This is a genomic window from Ferroplasma acidarmanus Fer1, from assembly GCF_000152265.2.
Taxonomy (GTDB): domain Archaea; phylum Thermoplasmatota; class Thermoplasmata; order Thermoplasmatales; family Thermoplasmataceae; genus Ferroplasma; species Ferroplasma acidiphilum.
The window spans coordinates 438,947-460,114 of the sequence record NC_021592.1 but is presented as its reverse complement, the minus strand read 5'-3'; the positions used below and the strand labels follow the sequence as shown (position 1 = coordinate 460,114).

The 21,168-nt window shown below is 38.1% G+C and carries 21 protein-coding genes and 1 tRNA gene; 9 read left to right on the top strand and 13 right to left on the bottom strand.

The features are described from left to right. Nucleotides 1-29 precede the first annotated feature (29 nt). The gene (locus FACI_RS02125; RefSeq protein ID WP_009886452.1) at nt 30-278 is read right to left on the bottom strand and encodes an AbrB/MazE/SpoVT family DNA-binding domain-containing protein; all 249 of its coding nucleotides are present in this window, start codon (nt 276-278) and stop codon (nt 30-32) included. Between the two features lie 270 nt (nt 279-548). Here FACI_RS02125 and FACI_RS02120 point away from each other — a divergent pair. Then, nucleotides 549-623 (top strand) — tRNA-Arg (locus FACI_RS02120). Nucleotides 624-685: 62 nt separating this feature from the next. Here FACI_RS02120 and FACI_RS02115 read toward each other — a convergent pair. Then, entirely contained in the window at nt 686-1,987 is a 1,302-nt protein-coding gene (locus FACI_RS02115; RefSeq protein ID WP_009886451.1) for an ammonium transporter, read from the bottom strand. A 295-nt stretch (nt 1,988-2,282) separates the two neighbouring features. Here FACI_RS02115 and FACI_RS02110 point away from each other — a divergent pair, with 295 nt between their 5' ends. Continuing rightward, nucleotides 2,283-2,882, top strand: coding sequence for a 2,3-diphosphoglycerate-dependent phosphoglycerate mutase (locus FACI_RS02110; protein ID WP_009886450.1), 600 nt, complete (start codon nt 2,283-2,285; stop codon nt 2,880-2,882). Here FACI_RS02110 and FACI_RS02105 read toward each other — a convergent pair. Then, nucleotides 2,879-4,117 carry an MFS transporter gene (locus FACI_RS02105; protein WP_009886449.1) on the bottom strand — a complete coding sequence of 413 codons (1,239 nt, stop codon included), beginning with the start codon at nt 4,115-4,117 and terminating at the stop codon, nt 2,879-2,881. The genes FACI_RS02110 and FACI_RS02105 overlap by 4 nt on opposite strands. A gap of 30 nt (nt 4,118-4,147) precedes the next feature. Continuing rightward, the gene (locus FACI_RS02100; RefSeq protein ID WP_009886448.1) at nt 4,148-4,810 is read right to left on the bottom strand and encodes a DedA family protein; all 663 of its coding nucleotides are present in this window, start codon (nt 4,808-4,810) and stop codon (nt 4,148-4,150) included. 117 nt (nt 4,811-4,927) lie between these two features. On the opposite strand from FACI_RS02100, the gene FACI_RS02095 reads away from it, so the two are divergent. From FACI_RS02095 to hemB, 3 genes are read left to right on the top strand one after another with little or no spacing between them, the layout of a single operon-like run. Continuing rightward, nucleotides 4,928-5,863, top strand: coding sequence for a 2-hydroxyacid dehydrogenase (locus tag FACI_RS02095; RefSeq protein WP_009886447.1), 936 nt, complete (start codon nt 4,928-4,930; stop codon nt 5,861-5,863). Between the two features lie 22 nt (nt 5,864-5,885). Next, entirely contained in the window at nt 5,886-6,605 is a 720-nt protein-coding gene (gene queC, locus FACI_RS02090) for a 7-cyano-7-deazaguanine synthase QueC (RefSeq protein ID WP_009886446.1), read from the top strand. 40 nt (nt 6,606-6,645) lie between these two features. Beyond that, on the top strand, nt 6,646-7,614 hold the full coding sequence (gene hemB, locus FACI_RS02085; RefSeq protein WP_009886445.1) for a porphobilinogen synthase: 969 nt from the start codon (nt 6,646-6,648) through the stop codon (nt 7,612-7,614). On the opposite strand, the gene FACI_RS02080 is transcribed toward hemB, so the two are convergent. Together FACI_RS02080 and FACI_RS02075 are read right to left on the bottom strand one after the other, a co-directional pair. After that, on the bottom strand, nt 7,544-9,397 hold the full coding sequence (locus FACI_RS02080; protein WP_009886444.1) for a hypothetical protein: 1,854 nt from the start codon (nt 9,395-9,397) through the stop codon (nt 7,544-7,546). The two genes, hemB and FACI_RS02080, sit on opposite strands and share 71 nt — an antisense overlap. A gap of 1 nt (nt 9,398) precedes the next feature. After that, complete coding sequence (locus FACI_RS02075) at nt 9,399-10,175, bottom strand: GtrA family protein (protein ID WP_009886443.1); 777 nt, start codon at nt 10,173-10,175, stop codon at nt 9,399-9,401. A 110-nt stretch (nt 10,176-10,285) separates the two neighbouring features. Here FACI_RS02075 and FACI_RS02070 point away from each other — a divergent pair, with 110 nt between their 5' ends. Further along, a complete protein-coding gene (locus FACI_RS02070; protein WP_009886442.1) occupies nt 10,286-11,431 on the top strand; it encodes a cytochrome P450 in 1,146 nt (381 codons plus the stop codon). A 166-nt stretch (nt 11,432-11,597) separates the two neighbouring features. Here the strand turns inward: FACI_RS02070 and FACI_RS02065 are convergent, their stop codons facing one another. Genes FACI_RS02065 through FACI_RS02050 form a run of 4 tightly spaced genes read right to left on the bottom strand, consistent with a single transcriptional unit; the run spans nt 11,598 to nt 16,284 of the window. Further along, the gene (locus tag FACI_RS02065; RefSeq protein WP_009886441.1) at nt 11,598-12,455 is read right to left on the bottom strand and encodes a carbamate kinase; all 858 of its coding nucleotides are present in this window, start codon (nt 12,453-12,455) and stop codon (nt 11,598-11,600) included. Nucleotides 12,456-12,459: 4 nt separating this feature from the next. Beyond that, the gene (argF, locus tag FACI_RS02060) at nt 12,460-13,389 is read right to left on the bottom strand and encodes an ornithine carbamoyltransferase (RefSeq protein ID WP_048074133.1); all 930 of its coding nucleotides are present in this window, start codon (nt 13,387-13,389) and stop codon (nt 12,460-12,462) included. Between the two features lie 5 nt (nt 13,390-13,394). After that, nucleotides 13,395-14,696 carry an arginine deiminase family protein gene (locus tag FACI_RS02055; protein WP_009886439.1) on the bottom strand — a complete coding sequence of 434 codons (1,302 nt, stop codon included), beginning with the start codon at nt 14,694-14,696 and terminating at the stop codon, nt 13,395-13,397. A 28-nt stretch (nt 14,697-14,724) separates the two neighbouring features. Further along, nucleotides 14,725-16,284 carry an APC family permease gene (locus FACI_RS02050; protein WP_009886438.1) on the bottom strand — a complete coding sequence of 520 codons (1,560 nt, stop codon included), beginning with the start codon at nt 16,282-16,284 and terminating at the stop codon, nt 14,725-14,727. 694 nt (nt 16,285-16,978) lie between these two features. Between FACI_RS02050 and FACI_RS02045 the strand changes: the two genes are divergently transcribed. From FACI_RS02045 to FACI_RS02035, 3 genes are read left to right on the top strand one after another with little or no spacing between them, the layout of a single operon-like run. After that, complete coding sequence (locus FACI_RS02045; RefSeq protein ID WP_009886437.1) at nt 16,979-17,974, top strand: sulfite exporter TauE/SafE family protein; 996 nt, start codon at nt 16,979-16,981, stop codon at nt 17,972-17,974. Beyond that, nucleotides 17,955-18,356: a DUF1634 domain-containing protein gene (locus tag FACI_RS02040; protein WP_009886436.1), complete on the top strand. Its 402-nt coding sequence runs from the start codon at nt 17,955-17,957 to the stop codon at nt 18,354-18,356. The genes FACI_RS02045 and FACI_RS02040 overlap by 20 nt, the downstream gene beginning before the upstream one ends. 31 nt (nt 18,357-18,387) lie before the next feature. Next, the gene (locus tag FACI_RS02035; RefSeq protein WP_009886435.1) at nt 18,388-18,855 is read left to right on the top strand and encodes a GNAT family N-acetyltransferase; all 468 of its coding nucleotides are present in this window, start codon (nt 18,388-18,390) and stop codon (nt 18,853-18,855) included. 4 nt (nt 18,856-18,859) lie between these two features. Here the strand turns inward: FACI_RS02035 and FACI_RS02030 are convergent, their stop codons facing one another. The 3 genes from FACI_RS02030 to FACI_RS02020 all read right to left on the bottom strand — a co-directional run bounded on the left by FACI_RS02030 (nt 18,860) and on the right by FACI_RS02020 (nt 21,105). Next, nucleotides 18,860-20,074 (bottom strand): methionine adenosyltransferase, encoded by a 1,215-nt coding sequence (locus FACI_RS02030; RefSeq protein WP_019841393.1) that lies wholly within the window; start codon nt 20,072-20,074, stop codon nt 18,860-18,862. Between the two features lie 135 nt (nt 20,075-20,209). Then, a complete protein-coding gene (locus FACI_RS02025) occupies nt 20,210-20,665 on the bottom strand; it encodes a DUF5680 domain-containing protein (RefSeq protein WP_009886433.1) in 456 nt (151 codons plus the stop codon). A gap of 47 nt (nt 20,666-20,712) precedes the next feature. Further along, nucleotides 20,713-21,105 (bottom strand): hypothetical protein, encoded by a 393-nt coding sequence (locus FACI_RS02020; RefSeq protein WP_009886432.1) that lies wholly within the window; start codon nt 21,103-21,105, stop codon nt 20,713-20,715. Nucleotides 21,106-21,168: the final 63 nt, after the last annotated feature.

Genomic DNA, 21,168 nt, shown 5'->3' with positions numbered 1-21,168 from the left:
GAATATAAATATATTAGAATCGGTATATATCATGATTTATTCCTTTTAATAATTTCATCCTCATATTCGCTATATTTTATTTCATTTACATTTTTTCCCTTTTTTGAAGTCTCCCTGAATATATTGACTGAATCTATTTTTAATTTTTCCAGTATTATTTTATTACCGTCTATTTTGAAAATCATTTTTGAACCGGGGGTGATTTTTAATGTTTTCCTTAACGCAACCGGTATTACTACCTGCCCATTCGAACCCACAGTCATTTCCTTTTCAAACATATATAACTCAACAGTATACCAATGCATAACTTTTATCTATACTTTATTATCTGGTCTATAACCGATATTGACTGTATGTAATGATTTTCAATCTGTTATGGCGAGCACAGAAATACTGGATTTGCAATACAATAGCTTAGATAACAATTGTGACGTGCAGAAAAATATCTAAAAGTACCGTAATTTCCTGTAATTACATTGCAATAAGGCAGAAACTAAATATTCGGCATAGATAGAAATACTTATATTATATCCTAAAATATTGGAAGCGGGCTCGTGGCCTAGTATGGATAAGGCACCGTCCTTCTAAGTCGGTGATCGTGGGTCCAAATCCCACCGAGCCCGCTAGAATTCTCTTATTCATAGCATTGTCTAATTTAAAAAAACTAGAAAAATTTTAAAATTTATTATCTCTCCGATTGTTTATATGCGTCCTCATTGAGAATTCCATGGGATATTTTCCCAATAATGAATATAGCCAGGAAAGAGATCGCAAATACAGTTATAACTACAACGAAGACGCCGAAAGCCTCTATACCAAGCTGTCTTAGAGCAGCAAAACCACCACCGAATAATAATCCATTTGGCAGTATAGCGTTTCCAGAAGCTGCGGCAAATGCATGCTGTGTAAATAACCCTATCATCAATACACCGAATATGCCACCTACTCCATGGGCAGGGAATAATCCCACTGGGTCTGAGAACCATTTAACCTTAGCGAATAATTTTTCTGCGCCAACAAACAATGGGCCACCTATTAAACCAAGTATAAGTGCACTGGCAGGGCTGACAAATCCTGCCAGGGGAGTTACTATTATCAAACCCATTAATATCCCATTGACAGCGACAATAATAATTGGAGTTTCCCTATCAAACATTCTTGAAAACAACATGGTGGATACCATTCCAGCTCCAGAGGCGACAAATGTTGCAATCACAACTACCAATACATCATCATTGAATGCAAGTATGCTCCCCGGATTAAATCCAAACCACCCAATCCATAAAATCAATATTCCGACCGCTAGCCACTGGTAATCTGGCTTTATATTTACTTTCAATGATGTTTTTAACCCCTTTTTTCTCTCTTCCCTCCATATTTCATATACTATGGCGAGCCCGGCGATGGCAGCAGCCCCATGTACTACAATCCCGCCTGCAAAATCCCTCATGCCCATCTGGTAAAGCCAGCCAGATGGATTCCAGATCCATGCAGCAGGGAGATTCCATATAAATATAAAATATACTATAGAAAAAGCAAAAAAGGCCCCGAATTTTACCTTATTTAAAACTATGACACCAACAAGGGCGAGTGTTACAGCTGCACATGCAGTTTCAAAGAAAAAGTATGAACCTGTAGTTAAACCTGTATTAAAATACGAGGTACCCATTGACCACCAGGTATTGAATATGACTCCAGGGGAGAATCCGCCAAGCATGAAGCCATCCTTATAAAATGGATTTCCAATTATACCATATAGTGTAGGGGCAAAAGCCGTATTAAACCCGATTATAGCCATTACAAACATAGCTGTCCCGGTGATTACTATGGTTTTCAGCATACTATTTTTAAATTTCTTTCCCAGCTCACCTACTTCCAGGAATCCAACTGCAATTGTCATAGCAAAAATGAAAATTGCAGCGATTACTATCCACAAATTATTTATTAAAATATTAGAAATCGAAAGATAATCAATGAAATCAAACATATTTTCTACCTGCTGGGTAAACTGATGTTGTTATAAATAAATATTCATGGAGATATAATGCCCTGTTGCATGGATACTTTTAATCATAGTTGCCTGAAAGCAATACAAAACAATAGTATATCACTTTATCAGCTTTCAGGAATTTAAGGCAATCTCTACCTGAAACCCTTCAAGGATAGAAGAAATTAATTATTATCGCAGATATTGCAATATATATACATATTTGTCCGATAAAAACTCAATCAGGCAAAGTGATATGTATGTATATTTATTAATAATTATTTTATTCCCACCTATGAGAGGATATATATTTATCAGGCACGGTGAAAGCAACATAAATGTTGAAAAAGTACTTTCCGATGATGTTGACCACAATACACTTACGGATACAGGAGAAAAACAGGCAGAGAGAACCGGTGAACAATTAACCGGATTGAAATTTGATGGAATAATATCAAGCCCGATAAAGAGGGCATACGATACAGCGAATATTATTTCAAATTACGTTGGTCTGGATGTTAAAATAGATGACCGTTTAAGGGAGGTCTACCTGGGAAACGCTAATGGGCATAATATAAACGAATTCCTTGATACCCTGTATCCAAATTCACATATAACGGGAAAAGTAAGGGACTCACTGGGAATGGAAACGTGGGAACATCTACAGGAACGTGTTAAGGCATGCATGGATGAGTATAAGGGAAAATATATATTTGTTTCACATTCAGACCCTATCCGTGCAATTGCATCCTATTACATGGGATTATCTGAGGGAGAAAGTTTTGGCATGGCTATTAAAAATGCATCCATGACTGTTATTGCCCGGAGCCCTCTTAAATTACTGTCACTTGGAGCTATAAACCTTGATGATAAGATAAAATCAATATTTTCTTAATTGGTTTTTACTGTTTCACTTCTGCGTTCAGAACTCTTCTCCGGATGCCAGCTTTTCACAAGCACATAATAAAGAACTCCGCCGGCGGCCTGCATGGCTCCGCCAATCAATAATGGAAATGCAAAATTTAAATCCATAAGATAGCCAGATGCACCGGTTGTTAGCTGTGATCCCCTTCCGGACACTCCCTGTATTGAAGTGGATGTGCCATAATCCTCCTTGTCAATGCCCCTTACGTTTATGGCGCCCCTCATGGGCGATCCTATTCCTGCAACAGCCATTCTTCCAACATATATAGCGGTGGCTATAAACAGGAATGGGGTAAATGCTATTATTATAAACAATGCCCCCTGAAGAATATGGGCTATAGATGCCATCTTAAGTGAATCTATCCTGCCATTGATGAATTTTCCTGAAGTAAAAGACCCTATTGCCGTAGCCGCATAAGCTATTGTATATATATTTCCCACGGTTCCGGGGTCTACATGGAATTTCAGCTCAAAGAAAAGAGGCAGCAATGGCATCGCTATCCCAATTGCAGCGGCGTTTATGCTATTGGGCAAAATAATCCTCAATAGATACTTGAAACTGGCCTTTTTCATTATTCTTGTTGTCTTTTTAGGCCTTCTGTATTCATGAAGCCTTGATAATGCTATTAATGACCCGAATACCAGCAAAAATGATACTATAAAGAATACGCGGTAAAACAGAAGAATGCCTATGGCGGATGATATGATGCCATAGAGTGATAGGAATAATCCACCGAATATTGAAAAAAAGGATGCCGTTGCAGTCAGAAGCGACAGGCGGTTTACCCTGTTGCCTTCTCCTGGATAATTATTGGCGACGAATGCTGTCATTCCAGGTGAAAATGCACCTCTCATCCCCCCTGCACCACCGGTGATTCCAGCTATAATTGCACCTGTGGCTATAACATATATGTTCGTGGATAAGGCAAGCAATAATAATCCTACTACAGGAAACGCCTCGCCCAATATGAGTATTTTTGAATATCCGATCTTGTCACCGAGCCGTCCAAGAATAAGTACAAGGACTACATTAAAAAGTATAATGGGGATATATATGAGGCTGATAAATACCAGTGAGAAGTGGAGAAAGTGAAGATAAAGGGGCAGGGAGAGTGTTACAAATATAAGTGCAGAACTCCGGAGAGCCCTTGAAATGAGCAGATAACGGAAAGACCTGTTAACAACATCAGGCGAATCTGAAAACATATTATTCAATATTGTTTATTAGTATATTATTTATTTGTTTAGTTGTGTGTTCCGGTTTCTATTCCTTATTACCCTGACAATTAGATAAACAATTATTACAGCAAAGATGGCGATGCCCACATAGGAATATTCAGTAAAGTATTTTGAAAGAATTTCCCAGTGTGACCCGAATAGTATACCAAGGTAAATAAGTACCACATTAAATATAATGTCTCCCGAAAGTGTATAAATGGAAAATTTCCTGAAGTTCATTGTAGCAATCCCGGCCGGTATTGAAATAAAAGTCCTGAATACAGGTATAAACCGCGTTATAAAAACAGAAAGATCTCCATATCTGTTAAACCAGGCCTTTGTCCTGTCTATTGTATCAGGTTTCAAGAACAAATATTTTCCATATCTAATTATAAATGGGTCACCACCGTATTTGCCTATCCAGTAAGCTATCCATGCACCTATAAGGTCTCCAACAGAACCCACAATAAGAAGCAGTACAACTGAGACATAGGGGCTATACGGATCCAGGAGCCTGTAAAAAGCAAGGTAACCGGAAAATGTCATGACGATTTCAGATGGTATTGGCAGTAACATACCCTCAAGAAGCATAAGGAAAAATACTCCACCCAATCCAAGCTTTATTATTATTGCCTCAACGAACTTTATAAGGCCTACAGTTATAGAAGTAATTACACTCAATTTATCTGCTCTCTATTTTTAACGTATTATTAAGATTTATCTATATATACTATATATAAATATATAAAGCCCAATCTTTCATGGAAAAAGTTTTATTATTTTATTATATGAGTTTATATGTATAAAATTCTTGTGACCAGGAATATACCGGGAAATTATATTGAAAAAATAGAAAATATGGAGATAGAAGTTTTTTCCGGGAATGGGAATATGAGAGATTGGCTGCTTTCAAACATTGGAAGCGCTGATGGAATATTGATAACATTAAATGAGAAAATAGATAAAGAATTAATAGACCATGGTAAAAAATTGAAGGTAATAAGTACATACAGTGTTGGATACGACCATATTGATGTTGAATATGCAAAGTCAAAGGGGATAATAGTTACGAATACTCCAGAAGTGCTCACAGACGCTACAGCGGACCTGATATTTGGCCTGATGATAGCTGCAGCAAGAAACATTGTATCCGGAAACGACCTTATACATAAAAATGATTGGAAAGCCGGATGGAACCCCACATTTATGCTTGGAAGCGAAATACATGGCAAAACACTTGGAATAATAGGAATGGGTAGAATAGGGAAAGCAATAGCCAGAAGAGCCTCTGGCTTTGATATGAAAATTATATATTATAGCAGGCACAGGCATGATGTTGATGCTGATTTTGCCAGCATAGACGAACTTCTGCAACAATCAGATTTTGTTATAATAGCACTGGACCTTAATGCAGATACTTTCCATTTCATGGATTACCAGAAAATTTCTAAAATGAAGAAAACTGCATTTCTTATCAATGGCACAAGGGGAAAAATTGTAAATGAAAAAGACCTCGTAAGGGCACTGAATGAGAAAATAATTGAGGGTGCTGCACTTGATGTTTTCGAGGACGAGCCTGTTGACAATACAAATCCTATTCTTTCATTCAGCAACGTTGTCGTGACGCCACACCTTGGAAGTGCAACATATGAAACAAGGGACAAAATGGCTGAGACTGCAGTAACAAATCTTGTAAATGTGCTCAATGGGAAAGACCCGCTATATAAATTATAATACTGTGCTATAATTATGTGCCATGGCTAATGATAAGGCAGTGATACTGATTTCAGGAGGGCTTGATTCTCCTACCGTTCTGGCATATGCACTGGATAATGGTTATAAGGTTTATCCTGTAAGTTTTGACTACGGGCAGAGGCATATTCGGGAACTACAGAGTTCGGAGGATATTTGCAATTACTATGGGGTCAAGCTGAAGAAAATAAAAATTGACATGACACAGATAGGTGGTTCTGCACTCACAGATAAAATAGATGTGCCTGAGCGTGGATTGGAAAACATTGAAAAGGAAATACCGGTTACATATGTGCCAGCCAGGAATACCATATTCATCTCACTTGCTGCCGCATATGGAGAAACAATAAAAGCTAATTCTATTTTTATAGGGGCAAATGCAATAGATTATTCTGGATATCCTGATTGCAGGCCAGAATTCTTCAACACCATGGAAAAAACATTAAATCTTGGCACAGAACTGGGAATTACAGATGGATTCAGGATTATGGTGCCATTGCAATACCTTACAAAAAGTGATATAGTGAAGCTTGGCAGGAGACTTGGTGTTCCATACCGGCTTACATGGTCATGCTACAATGGAAGGGATAAAGCATGCGGAAAATGTGATTCATGCCTGCTCAGGCTGAAAGGCTTCATGGAAGCCCATGATTTCGATGATATAGAATATGAGGCCTATCCGGAATTTTACAGTGAATACTTAAAAAGCAACGGAAAAATTTGAATTAACAATATTTATTTAGCAATTAACCATATTTACCATTATGTTTCCAGTTGAACGTATGAGAAGGTACAGGTTAAATAGCAATCTAAGGGATATTTTCAGTGAAACTACAATAAATTCAGATAAGCTTATAATGCCAGTTTTTGTAGATGAGACAGAAAAATCGAAAACTGCAATTAAGTCAATGCCAGGAATTTACCGGTATGCATTGAACGAATATGAAAAATATATAGGGCATCTTGAGGACATCGGGGTCAAAAATATTATAATTTTCGGAATACCAAAACATAAGGATTCTTCAGGCACCGCATCCTATGACCATGATGGAATAGTCCAGAAAGCCATCAGGTCTGCAAAGTCAAATACAAAATTGAATGTAATTGCAGATCTCTGCCTCTGTGAATATACGGATACAGGTCATTGTGGGGTAATATCCAATGGCTATGTGGATAACGATAAAACCCTTGATATTTATGGAAAAGAGGCAATAAGCTATGCAGAGGCAGGCGTTGACATAGTTGCCCCTTCGGGTATGATGGACGGGCAGGTCGGGGCCATAAGGAAGGCAATGGATTCCAATGGCTATGTCAACACACTTATTATGGCATACAGTTCAAAATTTGCATCCAACCTCTATGGGCCATTCAGGGATGCCGCAGATTCCACACCACAATTTGGCGACAGGAAAAGTTATCAGATGGATTACCGGAATGGTGACGAGGCAATGCGTGAAATAGACCTTGACGTGAAGGAAGGCGCCGACATAATTATGGTAAAGCCAGCTTTATTCTACCTGGATATGATTTACCGGGCAAAGCAACTTTATAAAATGCCACTGGCAACATACATGGTGAGCGGTGAATATAGCATGGTCAAAAATGCAGTACTCTCAGGGGCACTGGCTCCCGATACTGTAAATGAAGCGCTTATTTCCCTGTTCAGGGCAGGCTCTGACCTAGCGATAACTTATTTTGCGGAGGATTATATAGCAAATCATGGTAAGGCATAACCTTCCAGTTATTTATTGTGTAAGCAGATGAACCCTGGACGGTTCCATTGTACCCTATCAGGTCAATTGTAATATTATCCGGTATTGTTTCACCCCTTACAGGGTACAGTGTAATATTTGTTGTGCTTCCCGGACTCAATCTATTACCAGTGTAATTAAACAGGAGGCCATTATAATTTGTTTCATTTATTATTCCCCTGAAATATATATTTTCCGCGGCAGTGCCTGTATATGTAACATTCATGTATATCTCCTGGATTTTACCCTTTGACATGTCAAGGCTTATGGAATTGACTTTCACATCCTCTGTGGAATGCACACCGAAATATGCCCCCACAATTAATATTGCAATTAATATTGCAAAAGCGTATGTGGCATAACGTTTCAGGGCTTTTTTATCTATATTTATTTTCTTTTTATAATTTATATCCTCTATGGATATGAGGGATATAATTGGCCAGAATGCAACATAGGTTATGAGCAGCCTGTAATTGAATAACAGTATCAGCATGGGAAATGCGAAAAGTTCGAATTTTAATGTATCATAATGGGTTACATATAAAATAAAGGTTACAACCAGTGACAGCACAAGCAAAACAGTAAACATGGTGGCAGGAATGTGTATAAAGTTAAGGAAAGACAATTGCGATGGCCCGAATCCGATGCCTATGAGCTTTGCTATCTCTGAAGAAAGGATATCTTTGAAATACAGTACAGGTGATTTGATAATAAAATATCCATTGATTAGCATGAATACCAGGAATGCAGATAAAGTCCACTTTATGGCTGCAACTATCCCCTTTTCCCTGTATATCATATAAAACATAAATGGGAAAATAATTGCAGGAAACTGCTTTGCTGACAATGCCAATCCAAAAAATATGCCGGAATACACTGGTTTATCCCTGTAATAATATGATACCATAATGAATACTACCCACACCAGCCCTATTAATGAAAAAGCCGAACTGTAAAGGAATATTACATTTACCAGCAGGGCAAACATTGCATACAGCGCTACTTTTCTGTTATTGAATTTTTTATATATTATAATGAACGGAATAAATGCTATAGCAGAAATTATCAGGTTTGCAAATTTGCCTATGTACACATAGGGTATGTAAATAAGGAAAGCCAGTGCGGGATATCCCTGCAGTGTTATATCCTTACCATACATGGTGGGGGTTACGTTAAGGTCAAGGTTGAAATGCTTGAAATATAGAAAGACCCCTGCCGTGGTTGCAGGATTATAGGGATTCAATCCATGCATGAATTTCATTGCGGAATACAAATCAATAAGAAACTCATCAGTGGGTTCAAATGCAACAAGTACCGCAATTGCAGACACAGCTACAATGAATGCAGCGGACACAATTATGTAAATAGGTTTTACCATATGCTCCCTTTTTTTCAGGAAATCGTAGGAATCCGGGTCTTTATAGAATATATAGGACACAAGCAGCAACAATGCTGTCACAACTGCAAGAAGAACATATTTCATTGCCCGGTTGGAAACTGCCAGAAATATTACCATGTCCACAAGCAACATGGTGGAATACAGGAAAGCCTGTACATAAATTGGGCTGAACCTGAACCACCCATTGAGGTTAGATGCAAGAAGTATTATAAATGCAAGCAGGAGCAATGCAGTTTCCAGTACTATGGCGTAAACGTTAAGGTAACCAAAAAGCCCGAATGCCACGAAAGCAGATAAAATTAGCACTGTGGCGGTTTCATTCAATATAATGCGTTGAATCCTGTTCAGTGTACCTGTTTTTTCCATGTTACCACACTATCATGGTGGCAGTTGTGTATGTAATTATAAATGCCACCAGTATACCAAGGAAATCTGCCACATATATATCTGTCCTGTAATACACCGCAGTATAATACACACCAAGATTGGCAGCGAATCCTATGAGATTAAATAAATTGTACTTAGCCAATCTCATGTAAAAATGCCCCCTCCCTTTAAATGTATATCTATTGTTTAAAATAAAGTTATAAATAATTGAAATTTCAATTGCAGGTATAATGCTTAATTCGCTTCCAAGCTTGCCATGCAGGAGGAGCAGCACACCCTCATTTACAATGACTCCTGTAATTCCAACAATAACATACCTGAACATATTTCCTCTTCTGATAGTCAGGTCCAGGAAGTCCTTAAAGTGAATATTTTCCCTGCAGCGCAATCCGGTATTTATTATCTTATATTCAAAACTCCTGTTCTTCAACAGCAATGTGTTTCCAAGTATCATGTTTTTTTCCATGTCAGGCACAATATTTTTTGAAATGAGATATTCATAGGCATTCTTTGAATAAATAGTTCCAAATGGAAGTACCTTCCCTTTCTTGACAGATAGGGAGAGTTTGATAAACAATCCATAAATAAAAGCGATAATACCCTGCTTTCCAAATAATAGTGTAAGGTCGTAACGATTGGAATAAACGTCATGGAAAATACCGTCAAAGGTATCTGATTTTATTGTCATACGGGATATAAGTATATAATCAAAATCATCTCCATATGAAGGTTTGCCCCTGTAATATTTCTGGATCATCTAAGAAGTGATATTATAATCCTTTTTATTTTTATTGATTAAGCTTAATCCTGCTGTCATATTTTAATTCACAATGGGCAAAATAATATATTAAATCGCAATATTAATTTATGGAAATTCCTACATATAAAGAAGAACCATTTGAATGGTATCGTGAAATGAGGAAGAACTCACCTGTATACAGGGAAGGAAATATGATACATATTTTCAAATATAATACTATATCCAAAATCCTTTCTGACCACCAGAATTTTTCTTCCCAGTTCCGTGATCTTTTAGGGGAAGAAATGGCCGCAATGCTCAATGAGAAAACCACACCAAGCATATTGCTGCTTGACCCTCCCCTGCACACCACTTTAAGAGGGCTTGTGGGCAGTGCGTTCACACCGCGGAGTATAGAATTATTTGAACCGAGAATAAGGGAAATTGCCAGAATGCTTGCTCATGCAATTGTGGAAAAGGAAAATTCAGATATTGTTTCAGATCTGTCCTACCAGTTGCCAATAAGGGTTATTTCTGAGATGCTGGGCGTTCCAGAGTCCGATTCTGAAATTTTTAGGGATTGGTCCGATAAGCTGGCAACATCACTTGGAAGGGGGCCTGATATAGAAACGCAATATGATATGGCAGATTATTTTTACAAAAAAATAGACAGGAACTCTAAGGGAAATAACCTCATATCAAGGCTTTCTACAGTTGAAATGGATGGAAGGAAGCTTTCAGATAAGGAAATTGCCGGATTTGCAATACTGCTTCTTGTGGCCGGAAACGAAACCACAACCAATCTCATCACAAATGCTATTCTTTCTTTATATGACCATCCTGAAATTTATAATGAAATGCGAAAAACACCATCCCTAATACCCGGCGTTGTAGAGGAAACCCTGAGATACAGATCGCCGGTGCAATCTACCCGGCGGTACTCTAAAATCGATACAGAGATAGAAGGTGAAGAGATTTTGAAAAATGACATACTTGCTTTGTACCTCGGATCCGCTAACAGGGATGAGGAAGCATTTGAGGACGGTGAATCATTTAATCCATACAGAAAGGAAAAGAGGCATATGGCATTCGGCCAGGGAATACACTTTTGCCTTGGTGCACCACTTGCAAGGTTAGAAGCCAGAATAGCACTGGAAGAATTTTCAAAGGCTGTTCCTGGATTTGAAATTGAAAAGCCTTCTCCTGATGATAGAATAGATAGCGATATAATGTATGGTTTCAGAAAGCTTAATTTGAAAGTAAACCGGAGTTAAGCTATTGCATGGGGAGAATATATAAACTCTGAAATTCATAACATAGGGTCATATGCCAGGCAGTACTCACCTGTAAATCACCGGCATAAATGCTTTAACATAACAAATTGAAAGAATTTTATTCTATATACCAGAATGCCTGGCCGTGATATCATAAATAATGCTTTTAATTCCGATCTATCACAGTCCCACTTTCCATATTTTCTATATTTGAAATTGAAGTGATATAGACCTTTTCGCCGCCGTGTTCAATAAATCTTAGTGCGGCAAGTATTTTAGGCTTAATTGTGCCCTCCTCAAACTTAATTTTGTTATAATATTCCAGCATTTGTTTATAGGATATTTTGTTAATGGGATCACTTTTATTCTTGAAATCCAGATATACGTTATTCACATCTGTAATAATAATAAATTTCTTTGCGTTTAGAAGTGTTGCGAGCAAGGACGAACTCAAATCCTTATCTATGACACCCTGAAACCCCATATATTTTTTATTCAATATTTCTACAGGCACCCCACCTCCTCCGACTGCCAGTGGCAAATAGCCATTTGACACCAGATTGATTATAGAATCTATCTCCAGAATACTTGCAGGTTCAGGAGATTTTACCATTTTCCTGTACCCTTTGTTCATTTCCATGGCATATGTATCGTCTATCTTATGATCGAAAAATGGGCCTATAGGCTTTAGAGTGTATTTATTTTCGTCTATAACAGTATTTGTCAGAATGGGGACTATATTTTTTTTGAGCTTGCCTGAAATCTTCAGGGAACCATATGCCATTGCCAGAATGTGCAAAAGCAGCCCCTGGGACATGCTGCCGCTAATATCTAAAGGATATCCTGTTTTATCGTATATTTCACCTACCTGTGGCCCATTTCCATAGGTTATTACAACTTCGTTGTTATTTATAATTTCTGACAGCCTTAGAAATGTTTCAGAGGCTTTTTCTATCTGTTCATCTATACTTGATTTTCCATTGTCGAGGGCATTCCCGCCAAGTGCTATTACTATGCGTTCCATAGAATTAATATCCCATTGCCCATTCTATGCTGCTTGCAGCACCGTATATTTTATTAACTCCCTGTTGCCATGCTACTGATTGTTTTCCTTCTATGACTTCATCTGTTATTTCAAGCCCTCTTTCTGCGGGTAAGCAATGCATTACAATGGCATCAGGCCTTGCAAGTTTCAATAATCCACTATTAATCTGAAATCCTTTGAAATCTTCAAGTCTTTTCTGCCGTTCTGCCTCCTCTCCCATGCTGACCCACACATCTGTATAAAGTATATCGGCCCCAATAGCCGAATCATGGACATTATCTGTTACTGTTATTGCAGACCCTGCTTTTTTCCCTAGTTTTTCAGCAAAAGCTTTATAAGACGCATCCGGCTGATACGCATCAGGAGTTGCTATTGTAAGATCAATTCCTGTCATGGAACATGCAAGCATAAGGGAATTAGCCATATTATTGGTGCCATCGCCGACAAATGTCATTTTTAATCCTTTAAATTTCTTTTTCTTTTCCATTATTGTAAGAAAATCAGAGACCATCTGTGTTGGATGTTCGGAATCGCTCAGTGCATTAATTACCGGGATGCCGGAATATTTCTTAAGCTCCTCAAGGGTAGATTGTGCGAATACCCTTGCAACCATGATATCCAGCCATCCACCAAGCATTCTAGCCACATCTTTTACAGGTTCTCCTCCGGAAAGATGGAGCTGGTCTGAAGATAAATAAAGTGCATGCCCACCCATTCTTTCCGAAGCTACCTCAAATGATGTCCTTGTCCTTGTTGATGGTTTCTCAAACAATAGCCCTGCATATTTTCCTTTTAATACTGGAACTACCATTTTCTTGTTTCCAATCATTGATTTATAATACACTGCCCTGTTTACCATTTCTGTAAATTCTTCCGGTTCTATATCCTTTAATGTTAATAACGACCTTACCATTTCAATCACTTTCTCTCTATTGCAGCTGTCATGCAGTGTGCCCCACCATATCCGCCTGTTATATTCTCAAGGTTGAGTACATATGCATCTATTCCGTTTTCGTACATCTCTTTTTTGTATGGGAAGACTCCCCCTGCCCCGGTGAACTGGGCATATTCCTTTTTTACTTCATCGAGTAAAGCGCCGTATCTGGAAGGGTTTTCTTTGGCTTTATATACCAGATCATTCAATACTGATTTTATAATTCGTGCACTATCTATAGCAAGTATTGTACCATCCTTTATGCACAGGAAGTTAGATGAATAAGACATCTGTTCCAGGGTGGACAGGCTAACTATGTTAAACCCCTTCGATTTTATGTAGTCATGCAGGTTTGTATGTGTTCCTGATTTTTTATAATTGCCCATCTCTTCCTTATAATATACATCGACCTTTGCATTATTCAATAAAAGTTCCGAACCTATTACAGTTGAGCTGGAAGCCACGTTAAAATATGTATCCACATGCATGTCTATCATGGGATCAGGCTGGTCTCCGGGTATTAAAGGGTGTAAAGGCTGGTGTACAACTGCAACTTCATCGAATCCAACCCCTGATTCAAGCATTTGTTTAACTCCCTCATCGTTTGTCCTGTCGCCATTGCCCAGCAGTGCAAAGTCTTTCATAGGTATAAAATCACCACCCTCTATGGTTGCGTTGCCCTTACCTTCACCTGCTATAGGAAGGTTCATAGCTTTCCATACCAATTTTGTTACCTCAGGCTCATGTCTCCTCTGTGGCTTAGACATTCTCGACATGAATATTCCCCTATCTGTTGTTGCCTGCTGGTCGCGCATGAAATATAGGTTTGATAATGGGTCATTGCTGGTTATTTTCATATGCATGGCCGACGCCCCCCTGGCACTTTTAAGATGGACTTCAGGCCTCATCAGAAGAATATCGATAAAGTGGTTCATGTCGTACAAATCGATGTTTTCTTTTAGCTGTGCTTTTGCTTCATTTACTTCCGCTTCCACTCCATCGAAATGGAGTACACTTAGTGCCATGTCTATTAATGCGGATTTTACCGAATTGTCCTTTTCTGCAATATCCATAAGAGACTTATCCATCCTCTGGACTGTGACACCAAATTCCTCCTTCAACGTTCTCTGCAGGGTATCATGCTCGGATCTTGCTTTGTACCTGTTAAATGCCCTTTCATAGAGTGAAGCTTCAGGGTCGAGAAGACCCATGAACATTTCTATTCCCGGCTTATGCACCACTACTTTTCTTAATGTATCCCATTCTGCTTTTATTTTTCCTTCCATTTTTTCACCTTTTATTATTTTTCCTTTTTTATTCTACCTGGTCAGCCAGGGGCTTGTACTTTATATTTTCAAAATATGCCCATACAAATATTATTGAGGCAAAGATCCCGAGTGTTATCAAATCGTATGGTGAATTTAATATTCCCAGCGGGGCTATGGGCAGGATATTATCATATATGTACGTCTTGCTTCCGATATAGGATATTACAACTATACCGACAAGATACACTATTAGCCAGAGGTTCCTCTTTAATTCAAATGTTTTTTCCTTTTTCACGAATATGTAAAGCACATAACCTATTAGAATCAGAATTCCTCCAATTATTGTCCATGGCCATGATGCAAAGTATATCAAAAAAGTGCTCAGAACAAAACCAAAGAATGCAAAAATTGTTCCACCATATAGCTTGAATGGCCGTGTTGTATCCTTATCGGTTTTTCTCAGGATGGGCAGCGACAATGCGGCGGCTGCATATGGCACCAGTGTTGTGATTGATGCGAGAAGTGCAACCTCCGGAAACGAGGGGAGCAGTATCATCGTCACTCCTGTGAGAACCGATGAGAATATTAATGCGTTCTGAGGGGTTTTATACTTTTCATTGACCTTGCCCATAGGTGCCCAGAAAAGATCGTTGTCTGCCATTGCATAGGGTATCCTTGCTTGAAGAAGCACCCAGTCCTCCCCTGCCCCAAGTGTGCTTATTATAACACCAGCTACCACGATCGCTGCCAGTACAGGAAGCCCTATAGAGTCAGCCGCTGTTGCAAATGGGGATGAAAGATTCCCAATAGCTCCCCAATCTCCTACTGGTATCCCGGCAGCGCTCCAGTTGAACATTCCCGTGAATGCAATAGACATTATAGCATAGACTGCTATAACTATTAATATTGTAAATATCATTGCCCTTGGTATGACTTTTGAAGGATTCTTAACCTCTCCTGAGGGTATTACAACACTTTCAAACCCTGTAAATGCGAAAAAGTCAAGTGCCATTGCCAGTCCAAGGCCACCAAGGCCATAGGGCAGGAATGGGGTGAAATTTGCAATTTTGAAGACTAAAAACCCAATTACCGCAAATATTACCAGCGGTATTATCTTGCCTATTGTTGTAATCACAGAGAACAAAGCCCCAAATTTAACTCCAAATACATTTATTATTGTAAATATAGCCAGTGCGACTAGAGATATCCCTATGCCCAGTGGTGTAAGCACAAGCCCTACTGAGAGTCCAGGAACATAAAATCCAAGGTATGTAATAAATATATCTATTATGGCAGCAGTCCCTGTAAAAGCATATATAAAATATCCCCAACCCAGCACGAATCCTGTATCATTCCCAAGCGCTTTCCTTGGAAGGGAATAGGGCCCACCGGTCATGGTGTATGTTGATCCCAGTTCGGCATAAATGAGCCCCAGAATAAGTATAATGATTCCAACAGCAACAACTGATATGACAAATCCCGGCCCCGCAACAGCTCCCATAATTGCCGGCAGGGCAAAAATACCTGATCCTATAACCCCACCAACACCAATTCCGACAAGCCCTACTAAACCAATATCTCTCTTGAGATTTTCCTTTTTAGGCATATAAATTAATCAATCAAGATGGACAGTTAAATATGTGTAAATGCAGGAACATGTTCACTTGATTGCAAAGAAATTAATATACAACGTATATATATTAAACAATTTATCTTATTTTCTATAAATTAATATACAACGTATATATATTAAACAATTTATCTTATTTTCCATGAAATATAAATAACATTATTATTTGTTTACTCCCTCTATATCCATATACTTTTCCTATGAATACCACTGAAGAAGCAGTCATCTGTGATGAAGGTCGCAAGACAGGATTCTGAGGAGAAATAGCTATATTTAACCGCCCCTGGTCTTTTATTGAATAAGGATCATGGCAAAACTTCAGAAATGTTTGTAATAGTATACAATGTACAATTACAGGGCATTTAATGAGTACAATCAGAGAAGGCAGAGAACAAAATACGTGCCAGGAGATCAAATATCGAATTCAAAGGGATGAAGAAGATATGATCATTTCAACAGAAAATTATTGTTAAGGCCGGTTTTATTAATAATGAAAGATATCAAACAGGAATAGGTCACCGGCAGAATTAATATTAACATGTACGTAGATCATGATGTTACAGCAACTTTTTGAAATTACAGCAATTTATATACACTATCAATAATTTAAAACAGGATATATATAATTTCCTTTGATAAATAATAAATATAGTAATGTAATAAAGTGTAAATGACTTTACTTTTAATAGCATTGAAATTCCTAACTATAGTTTTCGGTTCTATTATTGCAGGATTCATTGGATCATTAACGGGACTTGGAGGAGGAACAGTACTGGTTCCTGTGCTGACATTATTCTATGGCATTCCTTTTATCTTTGCTGCCGGTGCTAGCCTTATTTCTACTATAGCAACATCTGCAGGGTCTGCAAGCGCATACACAAAGAAAAAAATAGCCAATATAAAGATAGGAATAGGATTGGAAATTGCTACCACCACAGGGGCAATAGTTGGGTCGCTTACATTAGTTTTTATTGATAAGCACGCATTGATATGGTCCGTTTACGTTATCTTCGGGCTTGTGCTTTTATTTTCATTAATACCAACAATTAAAAAAATTGGAAAGGAAGTTCCACCTGAAACAAAACCGGACTGGAGCACAAAGTTATTCCAGCTTACCGGATCTTATTATGATGAAAGGTTGAGAAAAACAATAAAATATCATGGGATTAGATGGTGGCTTGGAGAAATAGTAATGTTTTTTGCAGGGTTTGTGTCAGGGCTACTCGGAATTGGCTCTGGTGCATTGAAAGTCCTGGGGATGGACTGGGCAATGAACCTTCCCATGAAGGTTACAACAACATCAAGCAATTTTATGATAGGAATAACCGCAGCAACAGGGAGTTCAATATACTGGTATGAAGGATATATAAATCTATTCATAGCTGCAGCGACGGCAATAGGTGTTTTAATAGGGGCATTTTTCGGGGCAAAGGTGCTTGTAAAAATTTCTAATGAGAACATAAGATGGATATTCTTCGCAATCCTATCATTCCTGGGGTTCGATATGGTGTTTAAAGGGCTCCACCTGATAAATTTCCTGATCACATTCTCATTGATGATACAGTTCTTTATATCTGTTATAATATCTATAGTCTTAATATCGCTTCTATATTACAACTCTAAAAGGAAAGAGTGGGGGAAGGTCAATGAAAAATCACGACGATGAAATAATAATTAGTTATTTCCTTAAAGCTGGAGTAATGATAAGCGTTTCTTTTATTATAGTTGGTGTCATAATACTGTTTGCGAAGAATGGGGGAGATGGATTCACACTATCTCAGATGTCCAATTATAATTACGCACTGGCACATGGAATAGATTCAAAATCAGTATCGCTGAGCAAGATAGTATCAGGCCTTTCTGCAATAGATGGCCTTTATTTTATAACAGTAGGACTGTGGGTTCTCATATTCACACCTATCACTGTGGTGTTTATAGGCTGGCTTTCATTTTTTGATGACAAAAACTATCTTTATGTGGGAATGGCTTCTATAGTACTTTTCAACCTGTTCTTTGCAATGCTTGTCATCCCAAGGTTCATAGTATAATTGGAAACATTATAATATTTTATACCTATATATGGCTTATATGGCCGCAGGCAACTCATTTTTTGGTTACCCCAGAGGATTCGAAATAAAAGATAGTGAGACTATCATGGAAATAATAAAGTGCTCATTGTCCGAGTACTATACTAAATCTCTGATACTTGACCTTTACAGGGCATGGCCCCAGGCATTTATAGTGTACGACAATTTTGATTCTGTAGTTGGTTTTATTATTGGAGCTAAATATTCCGGCACGGAAGGCAGAATTTTACTGTTTGCCGTTAGGCAGGAATTCCGGTTTGCAGGCATAGGCAAGGCACTGTTGACACAGGAGTTAAATGTCATGGTCCGTGCCGGGCTGTCAACAGTAAGGTTGGAAGTGCGCACTGACAATGAAAATGGAATAAAATTTTACAAAAGGAATGGTTTCTCTATTATTTCAACATTAAAAAATTATTACTCGGATTTATCCGATGCTTACCTTATGTGGAAAATAATATAAAATTTTAGAAGACGTCTGCTTTTCCGTCAACAAACATCTGGGTGAGCTGGTCTATGTGTGCCAGTTTGTCATCTGCTATTGCCCTTATATTGTTCTTATGTTTTGAAGGGTCAACATTGTCTTCGTAGATAAGCTGTAAAGATGCAACATGAGGCTCGTCTACAGGCCTTCCTATCTGGGAAACTATCCTTACAAGGACTTCCTTTATATCTCCTCCCTCTTCCTTTACCACTTTGTCTGCTATCTGGTTTGACAGTACATTATACAACTTTCCCACATGGGTTACAGGATTTTTCCCTGCTGCAGCTTCCATACTCATTGGCCTGTAAGGTGTAATTATCCCATTGACTCTGTTTCCTCTTCCTACAGAGCCATCATCTCCATTCTCCATGGAAAGCCCTGTAACAGTAAGGTAATAAACGCTGTCTGATTGGACATCTCCAGTATTTACAAATACCTGAACGTCCTCATCTGTGTATTTTACTGCATTATCCTTTATCTTGCTTACAAGTTCATCCTTTATGGAATAATATTCTGAAGGGTCTTTAACATATTTATCCACATATGCTGCTGCCACTGTAAGGTTTATGGTCCTTCCTTTCCTGAATCCCATTACCTTTATATCATATCCTATTGCTGGCAATGATTTCTTAAGGTCACCGTTTATATATTTCTCAGTAAGTTTTACAAGTGTCTCTGTATCGGTGAACGGTGCAAATCCAACTCCAAAAGAGGTGTCATTTGCTTTGAATTTCCTTGTATCATATAATCCTCTAAGATCCACGGATCCATTTCCTATTCTTGAATCTATCATTACATCTGAATCTATGTCAAGATCCGGGAAATGCTCTCTCAAGTAATCTTTTGCTGACTTAATTGCCAGTGATTTTACAGGAATTCTCTCGTTTCCAACGGATGCAGTAGCACGCCCACTTAATAATATGTATGTGGGGTCTAGAACATTTCCTCCTTTGAATTTAGGATCTGCCTGTCCTCCTACTACCTCTACCTGATCTGTATTATGGTGTAATATCCTGCCGTATTGTTTTAAGTAATATTTGCTCAATGCCCTGCTTACTGACTCGGCAATTCCATCCGCAACGCTGTCCGGATGCCCAATTCCCTTTCTCTCCACAATTTCAACTTCCCTGCTCATTGTAGGGCTCTGCTTTATTGCCTCTACCTGGATATTTCTTTCAACTTTTAATTGTGACTCCATAAGCCTCACATAGGTATAAGTTTTTAAACCTTTTGTCTTCAGGATATAGAAATTACTGGCTATTCATAAATATTACCATGAATCATTTTGAAGGTTCCCGGTTAAACATTTCAACATGGTTAAAATAATTTCAATTCAGAGGATATAACCGCCTGAATAATGCATTTCATAAATAACATTATCAGCTTCTTCAATTTCTTCATATCCCATAAAATGCCCTATATCCCCTTCACTGGCATTTTTGTATGTAAATTTATTATTTGAGAAAACATCCTTTCCTCTCAAGGGCAGGCTTTCCGGCATAGTCCTTAGGGCACTCCGGAGAAAATCATGGACCTCTTTTGAGTCATAGCTGTCATCCAGGATTGCACCGTAATATACCATACCCCACTGTGGAATATTATTGTCAAATACAGTTTCTTGCCCGATAAATGATACAGTTCCAGAATAAATGTCTGCATATTTCAATTTACCATCTTTAAATGAAAATTCCAGTGTTCCGGCAATTTTCCCCTTAGAATAAGCATTTCCGGAGCTATAGCCATTTAATTTTGCTGATGTTAAAAATTTTGTGAGTTTATTATCGTCCATTTATAGTATATTATGAACTAAAAGATAAAAATTTTCAGGATACTGTGTTATTGTTGTGTGGCTATGTTCTGCAACTCATCAAGCAACTCTTTTTCTACATGGTCTGACCATGCTATTTCAGGGACATCGACAACTATGAAAATTTCTGAAAGGAGGATAACCTCTATAGCTGTTACGGCAATATCGCCCAGCAATTTACCGACTCCAACCTGGACTTTAACCTGTGACCCGTCCGATGTAAATAGAAATGTAAGTGCCCTGTCAGCTGCAATCAATCCCCTTAATATTCCAAACTTTTGTGCCTGCAGTATTGCTTTGTCTGCCTGGACATTGCTCTGAACCCTCCATTTATTATCTGTAAGGTATTGTGAAAAGGCTTTAATCAGGTCAGGAAGATTTTTAGTAGTATCAATAGTTCTCTCTTTTTTAAATATTTCCATAATTATTTAATTCCTATATGGTATAAAAGTATTTTGAATAAATTATAGAAATAAAATATATTA

Excerpts from the sequence above, each read along its gene's own strand:
- FACI_RS02125 (WP_009886452.1), bottom strand. The coding sequence starts at position 278 with ATGTTTGAAAAGGAAATGACTGTGGGTTCGAATGGGCAGGTAGTAATA.
- FACI_RS02115 (WP_009886451.1), bottom strand. The coding sequence starts at position 1,987 with ATGTTTGATTTCATTGATTATCTTTCGATTTCTAATATTTTAATAAAT.
- FACI_RS02110 (WP_009886450.1), top strand. The coding sequence starts at position 2,283 with ATGAGAGGATATATATTTATCAGGCACGGTGAAAGCAACATAAATGTT.
- FACI_RS02105 (WP_009886449.1), bottom strand. The coding sequence starts at position 4,117 with ATGTTTTCAGATTCGCCTGATGTTGTTAACAGGTCTTTCCGTTATCTG.
- FACI_RS02095 (WP_009886447.1), top strand. The coding sequence starts at position 4,928 with ATGTATAAAATTCTTGTGACCAGGAATATACCGGGAAATTATATTGAA.
- queC (WP_009886446.1), top strand. The coding sequence starts at position 5,886 with ATGGCTAATGATAAGGCAGTGATACTGATTTCAGGAGGGCTTGATTCT.
- hemB (WP_009886445.1), top strand. The coding sequence starts at position 6,646 with ATGTTTCCAGTTGAACGTATGAGAAGGTACAGGTTAAATAGCAATCTA.
- FACI_RS02080 (WP_009886444.1), bottom strand. The coding sequence starts at position 9,397 with ATGGAAAAAACAGGTACACTGAACAGGATTCAACGCATTATATTGAAT.
- FACI_RS02075 (WP_009886443.1), bottom strand. The coding sequence starts at position 10,175 with ATGATCCAGAAATATTACAGGGGCAAACCTTCATATGGAGATGATTTT.
- FACI_RS02070 (WP_009886442.1), top strand. The coding sequence starts at position 10,286 with ATGGAAATTCCTACATATAAAGAAGAACCATTTGAATGGTATCGTGAA.
- FACI_RS02065 (WP_009886441.1), bottom strand. The coding sequence starts at position 12,455 with ATGGAACGCATAGTAATAGCACTTGGCGGGAATGCCCTCGACAATGGA.
- argF (WP_048074133.1), bottom strand. The coding sequence starts at position 13,389 with ATGGTAAGGTCGTTATTAACATTAAAGGATATAGAACCGGAAGAATTT.
- FACI_RS02055 (WP_009886439.1), bottom strand. The coding sequence starts at position 14,696 with ATGGAAGGAAAAATAAAAGCAGAATGGGATACATTAAGAAAAGTAGTG.
- FACI_RS02050 (WP_009886438.1), bottom strand. The coding sequence starts at position 16,284 with ATGCCTAAAAAGGAAAATCTCAAGAGAGATATTGGTTTAGTAGGGCTT.
- FACI_RS02045 (WP_009886437.1), top strand. The coding sequence starts at position 16,979 with ATGACTTTACTTTTAATAGCATTGAAATTCCTAACTATAGTTTTCGGT.
- FACI_RS02040 (WP_009886436.1), top strand. The coding sequence starts at position 17,955 with ATGAAAAATCACGACGATGAAATAATAATTAGTTATTTCCTTAAAGCT.
- FACI_RS02035 (WP_009886435.1), top strand. The coding sequence starts at position 18,388 with ATGGCTTATATGGCCGCAGGCAACTCATTTTTTGGTTACCCCAGAGGA.
- FACI_RS02030 (WP_019841393.1), bottom strand. The coding sequence starts at position 20,074 with ATGGAGTCACAATTAAAAGTTGAAAGAAATATCCAGGTAGAGGCAATA.
- FACI_RS02025 (WP_009886433.1), bottom strand. The coding sequence starts at position 20,665 with ATGGACGATAATAAACTCACAAAATTTTTAACATCAGCAAAATTAAAT.
- FACI_RS02020 (WP_009886432.1), bottom strand. The coding sequence starts at position 21,105 with ATGGAAATATTTAAAAAAGAGAGAACTATTGATACTACTAAAAATCTT.